Source organism: Metabacillus sp. FJAT-52054, assembly GCF_037201815.1.
In the GTDB taxonomy this organism is placed as follows: Bacteria; Bacillota; Bacilli; order Bacillales; family Bacillaceae; genus Metabacillus_B; species Metabacillus_B sediminis.
Genome location: NZ_CP147407.1, coordinates 3,371,981 through 3,392,159, shown reverse-complemented (window position 1 = coordinate 3,392,159; position 20,179 = coordinate 3,371,981). Strand labels below are relative to the sequence as shown.

Below are 20,179 nucleotides of genomic sequence, written 5' to 3'. Positions count from 1 at the left end.
AAAAGGAATTTTTATAAAATAGAAAATTCGGACTATTTATTCTATTCAGATTAGAATTATAATAGTTTTGTAATGAAAAAATTTCATTTTCATGAAAAAATGTCTAATTTTACTCATTTTTTTGTGATTACAGGGGGTCTTGGGTTGAGGAAATTAAAAAGATCAGTTAAAAGAAATAGCCAGCGCCTGCAAAAAGCGGCGATTGGTACAGCAGTAGCAAGCGGACTGCTGCTTGGTACAATGCTTCCTGCTACAGGACAAGCATCTGCTGCCGAAACGAGTTCAGCAATTGAATCAGCACCTATTGATTACAACACAATTCCTGAAGAAAGATTAGCAGAAGCATTAAAAGAACAAGGTGTGATTTCTAAATCTGCTACACAGACAGAGATTAATAGAGCGGTCAAATCCTATATTCAGAAAAAAGAAGGACAAAAGCCCTCAGTAGCAGCAGATTCACACGGACATGCCATGGATACGAAAGTAAAAGATTTCATGAATAAGCAAAAAGAAAAAATTAAAAAACAGTTCGGTAAAAACAAAGCATCGAAGGGCAAGCCGAATGGGTTAGTAAAAGTAGATCCGGCCAAAGGAACAGCTTACAACGGAAAAGTCCGTGAAGATAAAGTTCTGGTTTTGCTTACTGAATTCTCCGATTTTAAACATAACAATGTAGACCAGGAAAAGGGTTACATGTATGCCGATGATTTTAATAAAGAACATTATCAGAAGCTAATGTTCGGCAACGAAGAGTTCACGATGTTTAACGGTGAAAAAATCAAAACCTTCAAGCAATATTACGAAGAGCAATCAGGCGGAAGCTACACGGTTAATGGCGTAGTCTCTGACTGGCTGACGGTCCCTGGAAAAGCGAAGGAATACGGCGATGATAATCCGAATGGCGGACATGATAACCAAAGTCCTAAAGGAGCACGCGACCTGGTAAAGGATGCATTGAATTCTGCGGTAGCAGCGGGCATCAACCTATCTGAATACGATCATTTTGATCAATACGATTTAGATGGAGACGGCAACCAAAACGAGCCGGACGGACTGGTGGATCACTTGATGATCATCCATGCTGGTACAGGTCAGGAAGCTGGCGGCGGACGTCTTGGCAATGATGCTATTTGGTCTCACAGATGGACAATTGGTACTCAGCCATACCGTATTCCAGGAACGACATCTTCTACTCCACAATATTGGGGTGGACAAATGGCGGCATTTGACTACACAGTACAGCCTGAAGATGGAGCAGTAGGGGTATTCGCTCATGAATTTGGACATGACCTTGGTCTTCCGGATGAGTATGACACTCAATACACAGGAGCTGGCGAGCCGGTTGCATCCTGGTCGATCATGAGCGGCGGAAGCTGGAACGGAAACATTGCCGGAACAGAACCAACAAGCTTCTCTCCAATGAACAAAGAGTTCTTCCAAAAAGGAATGGGCGGAAACTGGGCAAACATTACAGAGATTGATTACAATGAGATTAATCCATTCGGCTACTCAACGGTAATCGACCAAAGTGTAACGAAGTCAAAGAACCCGGGAATCGTTAAAATCAACCTTCCGAAAAAAGCAGTAAAAGGAATTGCCCCTGCATTCGGAAATAAATACTACTACAGCACAAAAGGTGACGATCTTAATACGTCTATGAGCACACCTGTATTTGATTTGACGGCTGCTACTACAGCTAAATTTGATTACAAAGCATACTTCGATGTTGAGTTTGAGTATGACTACTTGTATGTAAATGCAGTAAAAGAAGATGGCACGAAAGTTCTTGTTGATACAATCGGAAATGATGATACGAAAGGCGATGCGTCCTCCGAATCTTCATTAGGCCAATGGGTAGACAAGTCCTATGACCTCAGCCAATTTAAAGGCAGCAAAATCAAGTTGGAATTCAACTACGTAACAGACGGCGGATTAGCCCTTGATGGCTTCGGTCTTGATAATGCAACGCTGACAGTTGACGGAAAAGTTGTCCTTTCTGATGATGCAGAGGGCACCCCAAAAATGACGCTTAATGGCTTCATCGTCTCTGATGGAAACTACTACAAGGATAACTACTACTACCTTGAGTGGAGAAACTATGCAGGATCTGATAAAGCATTAGCATTCTCAAGAGGTGCGAAATACAATACTGGAATGCTCGTATGGTATGGAGATGAAAGCTACTTGGATAACTGGACTGGACCTGCACATCACCCGGGCTACGGATTCATCGGAGTAGTTGATTCGCATCCTGAAACAGTAATGGGTACACTAAATGGCCAGAAAACAGCAGTAAATAGCACTCGCTACCAAGTAGCAGATGCAGCATTCTCATGGGACAAAACGCCTGAATTCTTCGTATCTTCTCCAACACGCGGAGATTACACGTTCAAAGGAATGCTTGGCAACACATTGTTCGATGACTCTCAGACATACATCGACTACGATCTTCCTGACGCAGGAAAAATCCTTCCTCGCAACGGCTTGAAAGTTCAAGTAATGGGCGAAGCGAAAGACAACTCTGCAGGTATGGTTTGGATCCGTAAATAATAATTAGCAGGAGAGCAGGCCGCTGGGATCAGCGGCCTGTTTTTTTGTTTTGTGTTTTTGCAGAAATCCATATTGCGAAGTACTGAACAGTTCAGGTTTGTCACCGTGCAAGTGAATAGTAACGTTCTCAAAGTGAATGATAGGATATGGAGCAATTGTTAAATAGAATCTTGATGAAAACTACCCATTTCTTCCTAAATCAGCAATTAATTTATGGAGTCAGCAATGGTTCAGTTTGGTGGAAGTCAGCAATTATGATTCAAAAGTCAGCAATTAGTCTAATAAAGTCAGCAATTCCTTGCAGGAAGTCAGCAATTAACCTCCAATAGTCAGCAATTAACCTCACACCGGTTATAAATTCCTCACGCGTATCGCGAATTCCGAAGCAATCACTGCTGAAATACATGGAAAACTGGAGAAAAGGTAACCGGTGGACCGGCTGGAAAAGAGCGTGAACCGGCCGGAAAAACCCCGGTTCGGCTGGAAACTAGAGAATGGCTGGAAAGAGCCTTGAAGCGGCTGAAAAAGGATCTGCGCGGCTGGAAAAGAGCGTGCCCCCGCCGGAAAGAGTACTGGTTCGGCTGGAAAACAAAGAATGGCTGGAAAGAGTCTTGAAGCGGCTGAAAAAGGGATCCGCGCGGCTGGAAAAGAGCGTGCCCCCGCCAGAAAGAGTACCGGTTCGGCTGGAAAACAAAGAATGGCTGGAAAGAGCCTTGGAGCGGCCGAAAAAGGGATCCATCCCGCTGGAAAAGAGCGTGAACCGGCCGGAAAAAACCCCGGTTCGGCTGGAAAACAAAGAATGGCTGGAAAGAGCCTTAAAGCGGCTGAAAAAGGGATCCGCGCGGCTGGAAAAGAGCGTGAACCGGCCGGAAAAAACCCCGGTTCGGCTGGAAAACAAAGAATGGCTGGAAAGAGCCTTGAAGCGGCCGAAAAGGGAATCCGCGCGGCTGGAAAAGAGCGTGTCCCAGCCGGAAAAAGCCCCCAGTCGGCTGGAATAAAAGTTTGTCTGACAAAAAATCCGCAGGAACGACCCCCTCCAAGGCCATTCGTCTATGCAAAAAATCTTGAATACCCTTACAATTTATTTAAAATTTTAGTATTTTTCGAAAGCTATAGCCAAATCTTTTTCAAGTTGTTATACTTCATAATTATCTTTTAATTGAAGAGGAGGAGAGGACGATGGAAAAACTTAGCGGGAAGGATCGGGTTCTGATCAGCGTCATGCTGTTTTCAATGTTTTTCGGAGCGGGAAATCTTATTTTCCCAACGTTCCTTGGATATTCAGCTGGAACTCATACGTTCTTATCACTTGCCGGGTTTATCGCAACAGCTGTTGGACTTCCTGTCATGGTTGTGATAGCTATTGCAATCCATGGTACAGCAGAGAATTTAAATGAGAAGGTCCATCCATATTTTGCTCTTATTTTTCCAATTGTTATTTATCTATGTATCGGACCTGGGCTTGCGATTCCGCGGGCGGCTACAATTGCTTATGAAATGGGAATGAAGCCGTTTATCCAAACGGGCACATCAGCACAGCCCATGGCATTAGGCCTTTACACACTCGTGTTTTTTGGATTGGTTCTCTGGCTGAGTCTTTCTCCTTCTAAACTTATAGACCGGCTTGGTAAAGTGTTAGCTCCTATCACCCTTACGATCATTGCTGTTTTGTTCGTCAGAAATTTGTTTACACCCCAAGCGCCATTTGGAGCTCCTGAGAAAATTTATCAGGACAATTCTTTTTTCCAGGGCTTTCTTGATGGCTATTTAACAATGGATGCTCTCGGGGCAATGGCATTCGGTGTTCTTATTACAAACACAGTCCGTTCCAGAGGGATGAAAACAGAAAGACAGGTTTCCCGCAGCATGATAACGGTCGGAATCGGAGCCGGAATTTTGCTGGCTGTCGTTTATAGTATTCTTGCTTATCTTGGTGCCTCGTCTGCCGGATATGGAAAAGCGGCAAATGGAGCTGGCGTTCTGACCCTGCTAACGAGCAATCTATTTGGTGAAGCAGGTGTAGTTATTCTTGGTGTATTGTTTACCTTAGCTTGTCTAAGCGTATCAATCGGTCTCGTGATTGCCTGCAGCCAGTATTTTTATAAATTGCTTCCATCCGTCTCTTATCGAATGTGGACAGCTATATTTACACTTGCCAGTATGCTGATTGCAAACCTTGGGCTGGATCAGATATTGAGTATTTCCGTTCCGATTTTAAGTGCCATTTATCCAATCCTAGTGGTATTGGTGACAATCGGATTAATGGAGAAAGTATTCAAAAACCATCAGCCTGTTTATTATATAGCCGTATTCTTCACAGGAGTGTACAGTGTCACTGAATTTCTAAACAAGTCTCTATTAAAAGGGAGCCTTGATAGCTTGTTTCATGCCATTCCGCTTTCTGCGCAGGGAATCGGCTGGCTGCTTCCGGCAATTGCTGGTGCTGCAGCTGGCTATGCAGTAAGCAGCTTCAATAAAAATAAAATACCTGCAGACCAGTAAAAAAGAGGCCGTTTGAAGCCTCTTTTTTGTAATCAAACTTTGCTGCTATGGGATTTTAAAAATTTAAAGAGAATAACCGCCATCTATAATCAGGTTATGCCCATTGATATAACTGGAATCGGGACTTGCCAGAAAGTAGACAGCTTTTGCAATTTCTTCGGGTCTGCCGAATTTGCCTCGTGGATGATTTTTTTCTGCCTTTTCATAGGATTCTTCATTTGGATAAAGACCTCTGGCAAGTTTAGTATCAACTGGACCCGGCGAAATGGCGTTTACCCGGACATTCCGTTTCGCAAAGCGGGAGGCGAGCGATTTCGTCATGGCAATAACGCCTGCTTTACTTGCGCTGTATGCTGGGAGAGCAGGCGGGAATTTCTCGCTTCCGACAATAGCCGCGTTGTTGATGATGCTGACAGGCTCATTTTTTGAGAAGTATTTCTCCGCATGCTTAATCATGAAGTACTGGGACTTTAAATTCGTATTAAAAAGCTTCTCCCAATCTTCCTCATCAATTCTGCTAAGCGGTCCGATAGCTGTATTGCCTATCCCCGCATTGTTGAAAAGAACGTGGAATCCGTCCTGTTCTTCCCCGAGACTTTCGAAAAATTCCTTTATACTTTCTTCACGATCGACATCTGTTTTAGAAAAAGTAATCGAGCCTTTGAGATTTTCTGCTTTTGATTCTAGCTGCTTGCCGCTCTCTTCATTTCTGCCAAGTGCATATACGCTAGCGCCTTTTTCAGCAAATGTAAGAGCCGCGGCCATTCCAATTCCTGAGGTGGCTCCTGAAATGATCACAACTTTGTTTTGCATGCAAAACATCCTTTCGGGCAGTTATTATGCTTCATTTTTGGCTAATTTCACAAGGATATGGGAGAGATGTGTACGCTGTTCATCGTTTCCTGATTTCCACAGTTCCTTCAGCAAATACTCCTCACGGTTTTTTGGCTCTGCATTATTTGCTAAATATTCAGCTGCTGTTTTTGCAGCTTTCGCCAGAATGTCTTCACTTAGCCCGAGCTTTTCCCCTTTGCTGACTTTATCATGCAGGTACGATTTGAAATGCTCAAAGTTATCCAAGATGCTGTCCATTTCCTCCTTGCTCATCTGATCCATTTTGCTTTCTATCTTTTCATCGTGAATCGCGGAGTCTTTTTCAAAAGCCATTTTCATCCACCTCCTGAAAGATTAATATTGTTATAGCCTTCCAGATGGAGAAATAAACGGATTTACAGCCTTCGATGTGCTGTTGAAGACAAAATGACAAATCAAAAACAGAGGATCCCGGCGGTCGTCCCGGAACCCTCTGTCGTTTTGCCTATTCGTCAGATGGAAGAGCTGGTGTTTCACTGCCCTCAATGGATGCAGGTTCCTGCTCTGCTTTTTCCATTTCATCCAGCTTCGCCAAAATTCTTCTCTTCTGATAAAGCATTGTGCCTGTTTCTGCAAGCTCCTTGATCATGGAACGATTCGTCAGAGCCCCAAAAACCATGCCAGCAACAGGGATCATTTGCAGCAGTTTTTTTATTCCGTATGTATCCCTGTATGAATACATGACTTCCCGCCATCCTTGGAGCTGGGAGAAGACTTCAGAGGAATGAGTTTTTGTGTGATAGCCGGATAGCTCATTTAAAACGGCCTGCTTCCCGACAATGTCAGCAGATGCGAACTGCAGGCATTTTACGATAAAAACCCGTTCTTCTTTTTTGCTTGGGTCGTATCCATGCGCAATCGCAATTTCCTGGAGTGTTTTAAGAGAAAGCCCTAAAAGGACAGGAATATCGATGGCCAGCGTGAACATTCCACCGAAACCAGTAGAAGCACCTTGAACGGTCGCGATATTGCCACGGGATTCCCGTATATCAAGACACACTTTTTTCATATCCTGAACAGATACTTTAGAGGCATCTTCAATGGTTTCGATTTCGCTTCCTGTTTGTTCTGACAGCTTTTTAAGCATCATTTTTTCCTGAGTTAGATATTTTCCGCCTGTTTGAACGTAATTTCCGATTTCATCAAGAAGGTCACCGATTTTCTTTTGTATGAAGGCGGGAGTGATTTTGTCCAGCAGTTTAAACGGAAGACGGGTGATTTTTTCCCAAAACCATAACCCCTGCTGATCTTTCTCCCACTTATCTACTTCGGATAAGGAATGCTGAAGTGATTCTTTCGTATCCATAATCATGTCTCCTCTTCATGTGTTTTAGTGATACTACGTTTTATCTATTAAGAAGGTTTCATTCTCTTTTATTATAGGCTTTGTTAATGCCAGGTGTTAATTTTTAACACCTGTTGATTGGAGTGGAAAGCGAGCGCCTGCTAGCTGCAATCAAAAGCCAAGTTTAACAGAGCTTTATTATAAAGAAAGAATGAGCGGCGGGAAAAAGAATCTTCCTCTGGACATTCCATTTAGTACCCGGTAAGATGATGAAATCATACGGAAAAGGAAGATTTAAGTGGCACAAATTCGGATAATGGGTAATAAAGAAGAATTGGATGCGATCATCCAGTCTTTTGAAAAAAATTATACGGTTACATATACATCAAAAGAATATGGAAGAACCAATCCTAAGTACAAGTATTCCAAAGATCAGCGCATCTACTTGGATTTGAAATTAAAGAGCCAGTCTTTAGGGGAGCAGCGATGAGAAAAGCTGGAGCAAGAATCCGGCTTCGGGAGCTGGAAGAAAGGGACGCAGAGAAACTTTATCCTATTTGGTCCGATCCTGAGGTTGTCCGATATTTAAATATGCAGGCTGCTGCGACCATTACAGAAGTGAGGTCTATGATCTACATTCTCCGATCGCTGGCTGGGAGGAAAAAAGCATACAGATGGTCGATTCTTGACCTGAATACAGAAGAAATTCTGGGAACTTGCGGATTTAATGACTGGGACGAGGAGAATGCACGGGGTGAAATCGGTTATGAGCTTGGCAAACAGTATTGGGGGATGGGCTATATGGAAGAGGCCCTTCTCCTTCTTTTGGATCATGCCTTCATTGTAATGGAGGCAAACCGGATTGAAGCAAAAGTGGTTCCTGAAAACAAGCCGTCTATTCACCTTTTGGAAAAACTCCATTTCCAGCATGAAGGCCGGCTGCGTAAATATGAGCGTATGAATGGGCAGTATGAGGATGTCATGCTTTTTTCCTTGTTAAAAGAGGAATTTCCATTCTTTTTTGATTAGCGTCTAAGCGCAAAGGGGATAGAAACTAGGGGAGGGATGAATAATGGAGACAAGAATCGAAAGGGACACAATGGGTGAAATTGAAGTACCTGCGGACAAACTATGGGGCGCGCAAACACAGCGGAGTAAAGAAAATTTTAAAATCGGCACGGAGAAAATGCCGCTTGAAGTCATCTATGCTTTTGCTGTTCTAAAACGAAGCGCAGCCATTGCTAATGAGCAGCTGGGCAAGCTGTCGAGCGAAAAATCACAAGCGATCGTAAAAGCGTGCGATGAAATTCTTGATGGAAAATGGGATGATCAGTTCCCCCTTGTTGTCTGGCAAACCGGCAGCGGTACGCAAAGCAATATGAATGTGAATGAGGTCGCAGCCCGGAGAGCAAACGAATTGCTTGAAAAGGAAGAAACTAGTATTCATCCGAATGATGATGTGAACATGGGTCAAAGCTCGAATGATACGTTTCCAACCGCCATGCATATTGCTGCATTGAAAGCAGTGAAGGAGCGTCTCATTCCAGCCGTAGAACAGCTTCGGATCACGCTGAACGAGAAGTCGGAGAAATTCAAGGACCTCGTAAAAATCGGCCGAACTCATCTTCAGGACGCAACACCTATTACATTAGGACAGGAAATAAGCGGCTGGTCGTATATGCTGGAAAGATCAAAAGGAATGATTGAGGAAGGAGCATCACACCTTCTTAATCTTGCGGTTGGCGGAACCGCTGTCGGAACCGGAATTAATGCACATCCTGAATTCGGTGACATGACCGCTGCCGAAATTGCCAACTATACGGGCATGCCGTTTGTTTCATCTGCTAATAAATTTCACGCCTTAACATCTCATGACGAAATGGTGTATGCACATGGAGCAATTAAGGGACTTGCAGCGGATGCCATGAAAATTGCAAATGATGTTCGCTTTTTAGCAAGCGGTCCCCGTTGCGGGATCGGAGAGCTTTCCATTCCGGAAAATGAGCCTGGAAGCTCCATTATGCCGGGGAAGGTCAATCCAACGCAAAGTGAAGCATTAACGATGGCAGCGGTACAGGTAATGGGGAATGATGCAGCCATCGGTTTTGCCGCAAGCCAGGGGAATTTTGAATTGAATGTTTATAAGCCTGTAATTCTCTATAATTTCCTGCAATCAGTCCGGCTGCTTGCGGATGCGATCAATTCCTTCAATGTTCACTGTGCTAAAGGAATTGAGCCAAATGATGAAGTGATAAAAAAATACTTAAATGAATCACTCATGCTTGTAACAGCGTTAAATCCTCATATTGGATATGAGAATGCAGCGAAAATTGCCAAGCATGCCCACAAAGAAGGATTGACTCTTAAAGAGGCATCGATCGAACTTAATCTGCTGACGGGAGAACAATTTGATCAATATGTAGTTCCGGAAAACATGACAAAGCCAAAATAAACGATCCAGGGCGCGCCGAATTCAGGCGCGCTTTCTTTGTTTTCCATTATATAACGGCATTTAAAGCGAATCATTCAGCAAATAATATGAAAAAATGGGTTCAGTGCCAAAAGGATAGAAAAAGAAGACGAGTTTCGAACCATGTGTGAAATAGAGAAATGAAGGAGTTTGTCACCTATGAATTTACATCAGCTGCTTTTATCTTCATCCATAAAGCCTGAGTCTATTAGGAAAGACTGGCAAGGGATTGAAATAACCGGTATCACATCGGATTCGAGAAATCTAAAACCCGGCAATTTGTTTATTGCCATCAGCGGCTATCAGCAGGATGGACACAAGTATATTGAAGCCGCTATCAGAGCAGGGGCTGCTGCTGTGGCAGGAGAAAAAGCAGAGCCGGAACGTCTTCCTGTTCCCTGCATCCAGCTTGTGGATAGCAGAAAGCAAATGGCTCAGCTTGCAATTGCTTTCTACGGAGAGCCTCAAAAGAAACACAAAATGATTGGGATCACAGGCACTAATGGAAAAACCACGACTGCTTTTATGATTAAACATATTCTTGAAACAGCTGGATTGAGCTGCTCTCTTTTCGGGTCGATTGCCAATTACATAAATGGAAAATGGTACCGCGCCTCCAATACGACTCCTGACAGCCTTCAGCTTCAGGAACTTCTTCATAGGAGTAATGATGAATATGCGGTGATGGAAGTCTCTTCCCACGGTATTAGTCAGCACAGAGTAGAAGGTGTGGAATTTGATTATGCATTGTTTACTAATCTCGATCAGGATCATTTGGATTACCATCATACAATGGAAGAATATTTTGCAGTAAAATCCAAGCTCTTTCAACAGCTGTCCCATTCCGGAAAAGCTTTCATTAATACGGATAGCGTTTGGGGGGAGAAGCTTGCGGAAAATCTCCGAACGGAAGGAAAAGAAATCTATACGTTTGGGGAAAACACGGGAAATAATTTGCGCTTATCAGAATGGAAAACGAGTAAGTTCCCTGCTGCCATCTTGAATGAAACAGAAAACAGAGGGCATTTTATTCAGTTGGCCGTACCAGGTCTTCATAATATTTATAACGCTGGACTAGCCTTTTTGGCACTTAAAGAAATGGGTGTTGAAGAACGGGTGATTTCAGAAGCGCTTATGAAATTTCCCGGTGTTCCCGGCAGAAATGAAGTGTATAAAGAAGCCGGTCAGCCTACCTTTATGGTGGATTATGCCCACACCTCGGAAGCTCTTTATCATTGTTTAAAGACTGCAAGAGAGTGCGGGGCGGAAAAGGTGTACCATATTTTTGGATTCAGAGGCGGAAGAGATGAATCGAAGCGATGTGAGATGATTAAATTATCTTCAGATTTAAGCGATGCGTATGTTCTTACACAGGATGACTTAAATGGTGTCCCAGAGAAGGAAATTTTGAATGAGCTAGAAAAATTACAAACCGCTTTTGGCAATGAGAAAGGCAGGATCATTTCTGACCGGACCATGGCTATTCAACATATGTTTATGCATGCTTCGCAGGGGGATTGGATTGTTGTAACCGGCAAAGGTGCAGAACCCTATCAGCAGGCATTTGAATTACCGGCCTCTTCTGATGGAGAAACGATACGCTATTTGCAAAGAACAGCTGCGGCGCAAGCAAAAAAAGCTGAATAAATAATGAATAGGATTATGAACTAATTTTGTAGGAGCCTGGGTTAGCATTAACTGGGTTCCTGTTTTATTTGTTTACGCTATTTCCATATATTGATGGTTTGTGTAAGAATATGCAGTCTGTTCAATTTTTTTACATTGTTTTCGAAGAATGATGTTGATATCCTAAGTAAGGATTATCGCAGGGTATAGATAAGGAGAATGAGTTTTATGAAGCAAGTTCTACATCTAATAATTACTGTTTTCACCCTATCCATTTTTTTTCATCCTGTTAAAGCAGCAGGTAAAGAAGAAGACGATAAGAAGCTGCTCCTTGAGAGTGAGGCTGCATTAGTCATGGATGCTAAGACGGGTCAAATCCTATTCGAAAAGAACGGATCTACTTCCATGTATCCTGCAAGTATTACGAAAATTGCTACCGCCATTTATGCAATCGAACATGGAAATTTAGAGGAAGAGGTCACCGTAAGCAAGAACGCCAGAAATGCAGAAGGAACAAAGGTATTTCTTGAAGAAGGGGAGCAAGTTCCTTTAAAACGGCTTATTCAGGGCATGCTCATAAATTCAGGAAATGATGCAGCAATAGCGATCGCTGAACATTTAAGCGGAAGTGTCGGTGAATTTTCAAAAGATTTAAATCAGTATTTGCAGACTGAAATTGGCGTTACCCACACCCACTTCGTGAATCCTAATGGACTCTTTGATCCGGAACATAAAACAACAGCCGCAGATATGGCTAAAATTACACAATACGCAAAAAAGAATGAAGAATTCTCAAATATTTTCGGTACAAAAGCACTGAAATGGGAAGGGAAGTCATGGAACACGACTATTTTCACCCATCACAAATTGCTAAAGCAGCAGCCTTATGAGGGGATAACTGGTGGGAAAAACGGGTTCGTTTCTCAAGCAGGCTATACCCTGGTTACTTCTGCAGAAAGAAATGGACTAAGTCTTATCGCAGTTACCCTCAAATCTCCAAACGATCAAGGGACTTATGATGATACAAAGAAGCTGCTGGATTACGGATTCACTCATTTTGAAACAGAAAACATTGCTCCTACAGCAGCTCTGAAAAATAAACAAAGAGAACCTCTTCAATTAACACGGCCTTTGTTTTATACAAAGCACCATGATGAAAAGGTCACAACAGAGATTGGCAAAGCGGACAAGCTTATTGTTGTAGGGGAAGATGGAAGAACTCTGGCAGCTGCAAGCCTGCAATCAGCTGTCCCTGAAGGACAGGGCATTAGCCAGTCCCCAAAACAGAATCGTTCAAGCAAGGATGTTTCTTTTCATAACCATTTTTACATGTCGGTCATGATGGCTTTTCTCTTAGTTATAGGAGTTGGAGGAGCCCTTTATATCCAGACAAAAAAGTATTGAAGTTTTTCTTCTGTTAGAGAAGAATTATTTTGATATAAATGCAGACGATAGTCCTGGATTCGCTTTTTCATTGCTGATACAAAAATACTCATTTCAGAATTGTGAAAATCATGTCGAAATTTGTATTGTAAAAAAGTTAAATATCAGATAAGATATTGAACTATCAGCGTGCACAGAGTAGTAGGCGTATTCTAAACCCTTAGTTCCCAATTTCTTCTTTTTTTGGATTATTCATTACAGTAAAGGGGTTGTTCTATGTGAAGAAAATCAGTTTAGCATGGCAAATATTGATAGGTCTTGGGCTCGGTATTGCGGTAGGGGCTATTTTTTATGGTAACCCCACGGTCGTAAGCTACCTCCAGCCTATTGGAGATATCTTTCTGCGTTTAATTAAGATGATTGTTATTCCGATTGTCATTTCCAGTATTATTGTTGGAGTCGCGAGTGTTGGTGACACCAAAAAACTTGGAAAACTTGGCGGGAAAACAATTCTTTATTTTGAAATCATTACAACGATCGCCATTGTCATCGGTTTGCTTTCGGCTAATATTTTTCAGCCGGGTGCGGGAGTTGATAAGGATGGATTGGAAAAAACCGATATTTCAAGCTATGTTGATACGGCTGAAGGTGTAGAAAGTCACGGGATTGCCGATACATTCGTCAATATTGTACCTTCAAACATTTTTCAATCATTTGTAGAAGGGGACATGCTCGCAATTATCTTCTTCTCTGTTATGTTCGGTTTAGGTGTAGCAGCTATTGGAGATCGTGGAAAACCGGTTCTCGCATTCTTCCAGGGCGCAGCAGACACCATGTTTTATGTAACAAATCAAGTCATGAAGTTCGCACCATTTGGTGTATTTGCCCTTATTGGAATTACCGTTTCAAAGTTTGGACTTGATTCTTTAATACCACTTGGCAAGCTGATGATTTTAGTATACGCTACTATGATTTTCTTCGTTCTTGTCGTACTTGGCCTTACTGCAAAAATCGTTGGAGTAAACATTTTTCATATTATCAAGCTTCTGAAAGATGAACTGATCCTAGGATTTTCTACATCCAGTTCAGAAACGGTCCTTCCAAGGATTATGGAAAAAATGGAACGGTTCGGCTGTCCAAAAGCTATCACTTCCTTTGTCATCCCGACTGGATATTCCTTTAATCTAGATGGATCAACACTCTATCAGGCTCTTGCTGCCATTTTCATTGCCCAAATGTACGGCATTGATTTGTCCATCGCAGAGCAGCTGACTCTTATGCTTGTGCTTATGGTTACATCTAAAGGAATAGCGGGTGTACCTGGGGTTTCCTTCGTTGTTCTGCTTGCAACATTGGGAACTGTCGGAATTCCGGTTGAAGGTCTTGCCTTCATAGCAGGAATTGACCGTCTTCTTGATATGGGACGTACGGTAGTAAACATTGTAGGAAACTCTTTAGCAGCAGTTGTCATCTCGAAGTGGGAAGGTGAATTCAAGCCTGTACCGCTGGAGGAAGCAAGAAAGACAGCGTAAAAAAGAAGCTGGCACTGTGCCAGCTTCTTTTTTATGGCTTTTTTTCTATTTTTAACGTCATAAATTTGTATGTTTATTTCAAAGTCTCTGTGTCTGTATCAAGCTTCCCGCCTTCTTTTTTATTATTTCGGTTAAGCAGCGGATAAACGATAAACCCGACTAGGAATAAACCTATTCCCAGGAAAAATGTTTTTAAATCCGATGTGCCTGAGATGATAACATACACGCTGTACAAAAGGGCCAAGGAAGCAATGATTCCTTCTCTTACTCTTGAACCTTTCATTTCATTAAACGTCTCGCCCTTAATGACCAGCTTCAAATAATAAATAGATGAAACGAGGTACGGAATTAAGTAAGCGAGTGTTGCAGAGGTAGTAAGGAACGTATAAGCCTCACTGATCGTTCCGGATATTACAGAGAAAATAAACAGCTGGGACATAATGTTTGTAATCGTAAGGGAAACAATAGGACTGCCCTTTTTATTGTTTTTACCAAACGCGGCAGGGAAAATTCCTGATTTAGCTGCCTGGTAGGCTACTTCCGAACTCATTAAAATCCATCCTAAAGTAGAACCGAACAAGGAAACCAATGCTAGCACCGCCATCGCAATCCCGCCGCCGTCTCCAATGAAAAGAGACAGTACATCAACAAACGGTTTATCAGACTGCATAAGTTCTTCTCTTGGAATAACGCCCATAGTCAGCAAGGTGGTAATCATATAAATGGTCAATGCTACAAACAATCCGAAGATGGTCGCTTTTTTGACATCTGCCTGTGAACGGGCGCGTCCCGACAGGATCACAGCGGATTCAATCCCAACGAAGGCCCAAAGTGTAGAAACAGCAGCAAGCTGAACTTGTTTGAAGAGTCCCTGCGGTTCACCTGAAGCAGATTGTACATCGAAATACCATTTCCCCGTAGAAGCACCCTGAAAAGCAAACAGAGCCGCCCCGATGAATAGCATAAAACCAATTACTTTCGAAGCTGTTGCGGCAAAATTTAACCGGCCTGCAGCATTTAAATTATTAACCAATATGGTATGAGTGCCCCACAGCAAAATTGTACATACAGCAAATGTAAGAAGTCTGCCTTTTTCAAAATCCTGTGATCCGATGGTGAAAAGAACGGCAGGATCCTTCATAACCGGAAGAAACGTTGATAAATAGCCTGCAAAGCTGGTAATGATGGCTACGTTGCTGATCCAGTTCGCCACCCAATAACCCCAAACCATACTAAACCCAGCTATTTTACCGTTTTTTTCAGATTTGAACATAGCCTTTGCATAGCTTTGCGGTCCGCCGGTGAGTTCAGGTTTTCTCATGGAAAGATTTCCAAACACGAAGGCAATCATTAATACCCCAATACCTGTAACCAGCCAGGCGGAGGCTGCCCCCATCGGACTTGCCATTTGAGCAAGCGTGCTCGGAAGCATGAATATACCGGATCCGACCATATTTCCGATAACAAATGCGGAAAGAAGCCAGAAGCCCCATTTTTTTTGTTCCATATTATAAATCCTCCTATTTCTTTATGTTACTTATCTTGAGGAAGACAGATGAGATTATGTACAAAATAAAAACGCATGGAGCAATCCATGCGTTTTGTATACATAGTCGCCTCAACCTATCTCCTGATAGCGCTCCGCGGATGAAGACTGCGGCAGTCCTGTACTTATTTAATACAGGCCCAGCAAATCTGAATGTTGGTTCAAATTGCTTCGGCACCTTTTCCTTTCAGCAGTCATCACTAGCCCCAACGGCTTCTGACTAATTACTCATAATTGGTGCAACCTCTACCTCACCGAGATATAGAGTGAGGATTTTGACGTATTTAATTGCGATTCTTGAAAATAATAAATGATTTTCTTTATACCGTCAACAGGTAAAGAAGAATTCCTTATAATCCCTTGAATTAAGCGAACAATTAGATTTTTCCTAGAATTAACTTGGAATTCTTAATGGTATCCCCTATAATTTAGGCAAGAGTGACAAACTGTAACACAAAGGGGTTATTTAGATGGGCAGTTTGGGGTTTGGAGAAATTTTATTGATTTTAGTCGTAGCATTGCTGTTATTTGGACCGAAAAAACTGCCGGAGCTTGGAAAAGCGGCGGGCAGAACACTTCGTGAATTTAAAAATGCTACACGAGGTATGATGGAAGAAGACGACGATAAGGCAGCGGCTAAAAAGACAGAAGAACAGGCACGTCCATGATGAATTTACAGCTTGCTTAGGCAGGCTGTTTTATTTTGCTCTGAATGCTCTTAAGCCGATTGGCTATTGCAGAGCCCTCATTTAGATGAGAGGTGGAAACCCCCCCTCCCATAGAGGGGAAATATAGAACTGGAGCATGTTAAAATAATTCCATTATGTGGAGCGAACGTTGTGGATATGCAGTCTATGCAGGAATAAATTGATAATTGCAAAATAGTAAACTATTCGTATATAATGAAAATACAAGTTCATATGTGAGCGCTTAATCCCATAAAGGGAGCGGGGGAACCAAAACACAGTGCAGTGGCACTTGGGGTGAATCCTTTTAATTGAAGGCAGGACATTTCTCTTCGTCCGAATCCGACAGCTAACCTCGTAAGCGAGAAGAGACACTTCAAATGGGAAAGTCAAGCTGGAAACATATTTAAATTTGACTGTAAAAGCCGTGAGATCTCTTCTCACGGCTTTTTTTGCGCCATTTATGAGTTTAACGGCAGCTTGTTATGGGAAAAAATAGCAAGCTATAGTTTTTTTAAATATTTCAACAACAGGAGGTAGTCTATGAAATTAGCTACAAAAATCATTATCGGTTTAATTGCAGGGGGAATTGTCGGAATTATCTTGAATATCACATCCCCTGACCTATTTAAGCAGCTCGATACCTTTCTATTTACTCCTTTAGGTAAAATCTTTCTTAATTTAATCAATATGCTGGTCGTTCCTATTGTTTTTTTCTCCATTACATTAGGGGTCGCAGGACTGGGAGATCCGAAAAAACTAGGAAGAATCGGCGGAAAAACTATTGCCTATTTTCTATCGACTACTGCCATTGCCATTATCATTGGCCTTGGTCTTGCCTTAGTTATCCAGCCTGGAAATGCAGGAGAGTTTGACACGAAAAATACGGAATATAAAGCGGAGGAAGCACCTTCTGTTTCTGATACGCTTTTAAACATTTTCCCAAAGAATCCAATTGAAGCAATGGCAAGCGGAGATATGCTTCAAATCATCGCCTTCTCTGTTTTCATCGGCTTTGGTATTGCGATGCTTGGAGAAAAAACAGCTGCAGTTAAAAAGGTTCTTGAACAGGGAAATGATTTAATGATGTATCTGGTTGGGGTAGTCATGAAGTTTGCCCCGTACGGTACGTTTGGATTGATTGCGACAGCAGTAGGCAGCCAGGGTTTTGATGCTATCAAAGCAATGGGGCTTTATTTTATCGTTGTCGTACTGGCTCTTGTCATTCATGCATTCCTTACGTATGGTTCAAGCATCATGTTTTTGGCAAAAAAGAGCCCGGTTTGGTTCTTTAAAGGCTTTGCTCCCGCGATGACAGTTGGGTTCAGTACATCCAGCAGTAATGCGACCTTGCCGGTATCTATGGAAACGGCTCAAAAAAATCTTGGTGTTCCTAAACAAATCAGCGGCTTCGTACAGCCTCTCGGTGCTACCATTAATATGGATGGTACAGCGATTATGCAGGGGGTTGCCACTGTATTCATCGCACAGGTATATGGACAGGATCTAACAGTTACACAGCTATTAACCGTTGTCCTTACAGCGGTGCTTGCAAGTATCGGCACGGCAGGAGTTCCTGGGGTCGGACTGATTATGCTTGCACTGGTATTAAATTCAGTTAATCTCCCGGTAGAAGGGATTGCTCTTATTCTTGGAATTGACCGTCTATTGGATATGGCTCGTACTACAGTGAACATCACTGGGGATGCTGCGTGTGCGGTAATTGTAGCCGAATCGGAAAAGAAAAATGGGAGTATACCTCCCGATAATAAAATAGCGGAGAGTACGTAATAGGAAAAACCTGCAGCCGGCATGCTGCAGGTTTTTTCATGCTTCACCAATAAATATAAGGTTGAATACTTGTCCGCTTCGGGCGTATAGTAGAATATAAGATTGTTTGAAAAGCAAAGGAGCGTCAAATGAAAGAATTTATATTTGGTATTTTAGAAATGTTAGCGGATTTGGGGTATTTCGGGATTGCTATCGGTCTGATGATTGAAATCATCCCGAGCGAAATTGTCCTGGGATATGGGGGCTATCTGATCTCATTGGGAAGAATCGAAATGTTTGGAGCGGTTATAGCCGGAGTGATCGGAGGGACTTTTGCTCAGCTTTTCCTGTATTGGCTTGGGTATTTTGGAGGCCGGCCAATTCTTGAAAAGTACGGTAAATATCTTCTCATTAAAAAGAAGCACCTTGATATGTCAGAAGAATGGTTTGAAAAATATGGAACCGGTGTTATTTTTTCAGCAAGGTTTATTCCGGTTGTAAGACATGCCATTTCCATTCCGGCGGGGATCGCTAAAATGCCTGTCTGGAAGTTTACTCTTTATACAATCGCTGCTATTATTCCGTGGACCATTCTCTTTCTGTTTTTGGGTATACAGCTGGGAAGCAATTGGATGCATATTAAGGAATATGCCCAGCCATTTATTATTCCGATTGTTATTATTTTTATTTTGGTTATGGCCGTTTATCTTTTTGCTAAAAGTTCAAAAAAACGCAAAACCATTTAAACTCTGCCGATGTTTGCAGGGTTTTTTCTTTTGGCTAAGTTAATGTATGCTGCTGATGAATGAATAGCAGATATTAACTTAGCTTTTCTTTTAAAAGCGGGAACGGCCAGGTTAAAAATACCTGCAAAAGTAAGAGGCTTAAATAGATGGAAGGAAGAAGGACTAGGCCGGTTATAAGAGCATGTTATCTGTATGATCGTCAAATAAAAACAATTTAACAATCTTTGTTTGGTTTAAGGACATTTTTACTCTTTACTATCGAATCAATCAAAGGTAAGATACTTTCGTACCATTCAAAATTATATGTTTCACTTACCTTTATCGCTCAATCCTTTTGGAGCGGGGGACCCGTTATTGTGTGGTGGCTATTGCCTTCACTTGGGGTGAATTCTTCTTATTAGAAAGGGCTACTTCATGCCCTAACCCGACAGCTAACCTCGTAAGCGTAATGGAGAGGCAGATGAAACTTGTGTTCGTAAACGGCACAGGGACACTCCTCTGTGCTTTTTTGTGCATTTTTTAAGGATTCTACATAAAGGGAGATTTCATCAGTGAGTAAACAATTTGCTGTTTTCGGACTAGGAAGGTTTGGCGGAAGTCTTGTAAAAGAGTTTCATGATCTGGGCAGGGAGGTCCTGGCTGTTGATAAAAATATAGATAAGGTCCATCAATACGCACCATATGCTACCCATTCCGTTCAGGCGAATTCCATGGATGAGGAAGCGCTGAAGCAGCTTGGGGTCAGTAATGTGGATCACGCTTTTGTTTCATTGGGAGACGATATTGAGGGAAGTATTTTAACTTCCTTACTGCTTATAGAGCTTGGAATATCCGAGGTATGGGCAAAGGCGCAAAATGATTACCATCAGCGGGTGCTTGAAAAAATCGGAGTTACACGTGTCATTCATCCGGAACGGGATATGGCGAAAAGAATTGCCCACCATATCATTTCAGAAAAAATGATTGATTATATTGAGCTATCAAAAGAGCATAGTATGGTGGAATTAGTCGCAACTGATAAAATAAACCGTAAATCCTTAAATGACCTGGACATTCGGGCCAAATTCGCCTGCAATATCGTTGGGATCCAGAGAAATGAAGATATGATTGTTTCTCCAGCAGCTGAAGAAACGGTGGAAAAAGGTGATATCCTGCTTGTTATCGGAAAAAATAAAGATATAGCCCGTTTTGAAGAGGAAGGAATGTAGCG

At 42.2% G+C, this 20,179-nt stretch carries 17 protein-coding genes and 3 riboswitches; of the genes, 13 read left to right on the top strand and 4 right to left on the bottom strand.

From position 1 onward, the window contains the following. Positions 1-240: 240 nt before the first annotated feature. The 3 genes from WCV65_RS17720 to brnQ all read left to right on the top strand — a co-directional run bounded on the left by WCV65_RS17720 (position 241) and on the right by brnQ (position 5,052). Positions 241-2,550, top strand: a complete 2,310-nt coding sequence (locus tag WCV65_RS17720) for an immune inhibitor A domain-containing protein (RefSeq protein ID WP_338782350.1) — start codon at positions 241-243, stop codon at positions 2,548-2,550. A 494-nt stretch (positions 2,551-3,044) separates the two neighbouring features. Further along, entirely contained in the window at positions 3,045-3,548 is a 504-nt protein-coding gene (locus WCV65_RS17715; RefSeq protein WP_338778305.1) for a hypothetical protein, read from the top strand. Between the two features lie 181 nt (positions 3,549-3,729). Further along, complete coding sequence (gene brnQ / locus WCV65_RS17710) at positions 3,730-5,052, top strand: branched-chain amino acid transport system II carrier protein (protein WP_338778302.1); 1,323 nt, start codon at positions 3,730-3,732, stop codon at positions 5,050-5,052. A 63-nt stretch (positions 5,053-5,115) separates the two neighbouring features. Here the strand turns inward: brnQ and WCV65_RS17705 are convergent, their stop codons facing one another. From WCV65_RS17705 to WCV65_RS17695, 3 genes are all read right to left on the bottom strand, one after another. Next, positions 5,116-5,865 (bottom strand): SDR family oxidoreductase, encoded by a 750-nt coding sequence (locus tag WCV65_RS17705; RefSeq protein ID WP_338778300.1) that lies wholly within the window; start codon positions 5,863-5,865, stop codon positions 5,116-5,118. Between the two features lie 24 nt (positions 5,866-5,889). Then, a complete protein-coding gene (locus tag WCV65_RS17700; RefSeq protein WP_156506004.1) occupies positions 5,890-6,219 on the bottom strand; it encodes a DUF3243 domain-containing protein in 330 nt (109 codons plus the stop codon). Between the two features lie 151 nt (positions 6,220-6,370). Further along, a complete protein-coding gene (locus WCV65_RS17695) occupies positions 6,371-7,231 on the bottom strand; it encodes an EcsC family protein (protein WP_338778296.1) in 861 nt (286 codons plus the stop codon). Positions 7,232-7,508: 277 nt separating this feature from the next. Here WCV65_RS17695 and WCV65_RS17690 point away from each other — a divergent pair, with 277 nt between their 5' ends. The 6 genes from WCV65_RS17690 to WCV65_RS17665 all read left to right on the top strand — a co-directional run bounded on the left by WCV65_RS17690 (position 7,509) and on the right by WCV65_RS17665 (position 14,221). After that, positions 7,509-7,700 carry a YvzF family protein gene (locus WCV65_RS17690; RefSeq protein ID WP_035413469.1) on the top strand — a complete coding sequence of 64 codons (192 nt, stop codon included), beginning with the start codon at positions 7,509-7,511 and terminating at the stop codon, positions 7,698-7,700. Further along, positions 7,697-8,239, top strand: coding sequence for a GNAT family protein (locus WCV65_RS17685; protein WP_035413468.1), 543 nt, complete (start codon positions 7,697-7,699; stop codon positions 8,237-8,239). The genes WCV65_RS17690 and WCV65_RS17685 overlap by 4 nt, the downstream gene beginning before the upstream one ends. 43 nt (positions 8,240-8,282) lie before the next feature. Then, positions 8,283-9,662, top strand: a complete 1,380-nt coding sequence (gene fumC / locus WCV65_RS17680) for a class II fumarate hydratase (RefSeq protein ID WP_338778293.1) — start codon at positions 8,283-8,285, stop codon at positions 9,660-9,662. A gap of 177 nt (positions 9,663-9,839) precedes the next feature. Then, a complete protein-coding gene (locus tag WCV65_RS17675; RefSeq protein ID WP_035413463.1) occupies positions 9,840-11,327 on the top strand; it encodes a UDP-N-acetylmuramoyl-L-alanyl-D-glutamate--2,6-diaminopimelate ligase in 1,488 nt (495 codons plus the stop codon). A 207-nt stretch (positions 11,328-11,534) separates the two neighbouring features. Further along, positions 11,535-12,710, top strand: coding sequence for a D-alanyl-D-alanine carboxypeptidase family protein (locus WCV65_RS17670; protein WP_338778291.1), 1,176 nt, complete (start codon positions 11,535-11,537; stop codon positions 12,708-12,710). 257 nt (positions 12,711-12,967) lie between these two features. Further along, positions 12,968-14,221: a cation:dicarboxylase symporter family transporter gene (locus WCV65_RS17665; protein WP_035413460.1), complete on the top strand. Its 1,254-nt coding sequence runs from the start codon at positions 12,968-12,970 to the stop codon at positions 14,219-14,221. A 73-nt stretch (positions 14,222-14,294) separates the two neighbouring features. Here WCV65_RS17665 and WCV65_RS17660 read toward each other — a convergent pair whose 3' ends face one another. After that, positions 14,295-15,728 (bottom strand): amino acid permease, encoded by a 1,434-nt coding sequence (locus WCV65_RS17660; protein ID WP_051860880.1) that lies wholly within the window; start codon positions 15,726-15,728, stop codon positions 14,295-14,297. Between the two features lie 119 nt (positions 15,729-15,847). Next, positions 15,848-16,024: riboswitch (Lysine riboswitch) on the bottom strand. 213 nt (positions 16,025-16,237) lie between these two features. Here WCV65_RS17660 and tatA point away from each other — a divergent pair. The 4 genes from tatA (at position 16,238) to WCV65_RS17640 (ending at position 20,177) form a co-directional block, all read left to right on the top strand. Next, entirely contained in the window at positions 16,238-16,435 is a 198-nt protein-coding gene (gene tatA / locus WCV65_RS17655; protein ID WP_035413458.1) for a twin-arginine translocase TatA/TatE family subunit, read from the top strand. Positions 16,436-16,684: 249 nt separating this feature from the next. Next, positions 16,685-16,831: riboswitch (cyclic di-AMP (ydaO/yuaA leader) on the top strand. 165 nt (positions 16,832-16,996) lie between these two features. Then, positions 16,997-18,244, top strand: a complete 1,248-nt coding sequence (locus tag WCV65_RS17650; protein ID WP_338778287.1) for a dicarboxylate/amino acid:cation symporter — start codon at positions 16,997-16,999, stop codon at positions 18,242-18,244. A 128-nt stretch (positions 18,245-18,372) separates the two neighbouring features. Then, positions 18,373-18,969, top strand: coding sequence for a DedA family protein (locus tag WCV65_RS17645; protein WP_035413454.1), 597 nt, complete (start codon positions 18,373-18,375; stop codon positions 18,967-18,969). 312 nt (positions 18,970-19,281) lie between these two features. Beyond that, a riboswitch (cyclic di-AMP (ydaO/yuaA leader) is annotated at positions 19,282-19,430 on the top strand. Between the two features lie 90 nt (positions 19,431-19,520). Then, on the top strand, positions 19,521-20,177 hold the full coding sequence (locus WCV65_RS17640) for a TrkA family potassium uptake protein (protein ID WP_338778285.1): 657 nt from the start codon (positions 19,521-19,523) through the stop codon (positions 20,175-20,177). Positions 20,178-20,179 lie beyond the last annotated feature (2 nt).

Excerpts from the sequence above, each read along its gene's own strand:
- WCV65_RS17715 (WP_338778305.1), top strand. The coding sequence starts at position 3,045 with ATGGCTGGAAAGAGCCTTGAAGCGGCTGAAAAAGGATCTGCGCGGCTG.
- WCV65_RS17670 (WP_338778291.1), top strand. The coding sequence starts at position 11,535 with ATGAAGCAAGTTCTACATCTAATAATTACTGTTTTCACCCTATCCATT.
- WCV65_RS17645 (WP_035413454.1), top strand. The coding sequence starts at position 18,373 with ATGAAAGAATTTATATTTGGTATTTTAGAAATGTTAGCGGATTTGGGG.
- WCV65_RS17695 (WP_338778296.1), bottom strand. The coding sequence starts at position 7,231 with ATGGATACGAAAGAATCACTTCAGCATTCCTTATCCGAAGTAGATAAG.
- brnQ (WP_338778302.1), top strand. The coding sequence starts at position 3,730 with ATGGAAAAACTTAGCGGGAAGGATCGGGTTCTGATCAGCGTCATGCTG.
- WCV65_RS17705 (WP_338778300.1), bottom strand. The coding sequence starts at position 5,865 with ATGCAAAACAAAGTTGTGATCATTTCAGGAGCCACCTCAGGAATTGGA.
- WCV65_RS17720 (WP_338782350.1), top strand. The coding sequence starts at position 241 with ATGCTTCCTGCTACAGGACAAGCATCTGCTGCCGAAACGAGTTCAGCA.
- WCV65_RS17700 (WP_156506004.1), bottom strand. The coding sequence starts at position 6,219 with ATGGCTTTTGAAAAAGACTCCGCGATTCACGATGAAAAGATAGAAAGC.
- WCV65_RS17675 (WP_035413463.1), top strand. The coding sequence starts at position 9,840 with ATGAATTTACATCAGCTGCTTTTATCTTCATCCATAAAGCCTGAGTCT.
- WCV65_RS17650 (WP_338778287.1), top strand. The coding sequence starts at position 16,997 with ATGAAATTAGCTACAAAAATCATTATCGGTTTAATTGCAGGGGGAATT.
- fumC (WP_338778293.1), top strand. The coding sequence starts at position 8,283 with ATGGAGACAAGAATCGAAAGGGACACAATGGGTGAAATTGAAGTACCT.
- WCV65_RS17660 (WP_051860880.1), bottom strand. The coding sequence starts at position 15,728 with ATGGAACAAAAAAAATGGGGCTTCTGGCTTCTTTCCGCATTTGTTATC.
- tatA (WP_035413458.1), top strand. The coding sequence starts at position 16,238 with ATGGGCAGTTTGGGGTTTGGAGAAATTTTATTGATTTTAGTCGTAGCA.
- WCV65_RS17685 (WP_035413468.1), top strand. The coding sequence starts at position 7,697 with ATGAGAAAAGCTGGAGCAAGAATCCGGCTTCGGGAGCTGGAAGAAAGG.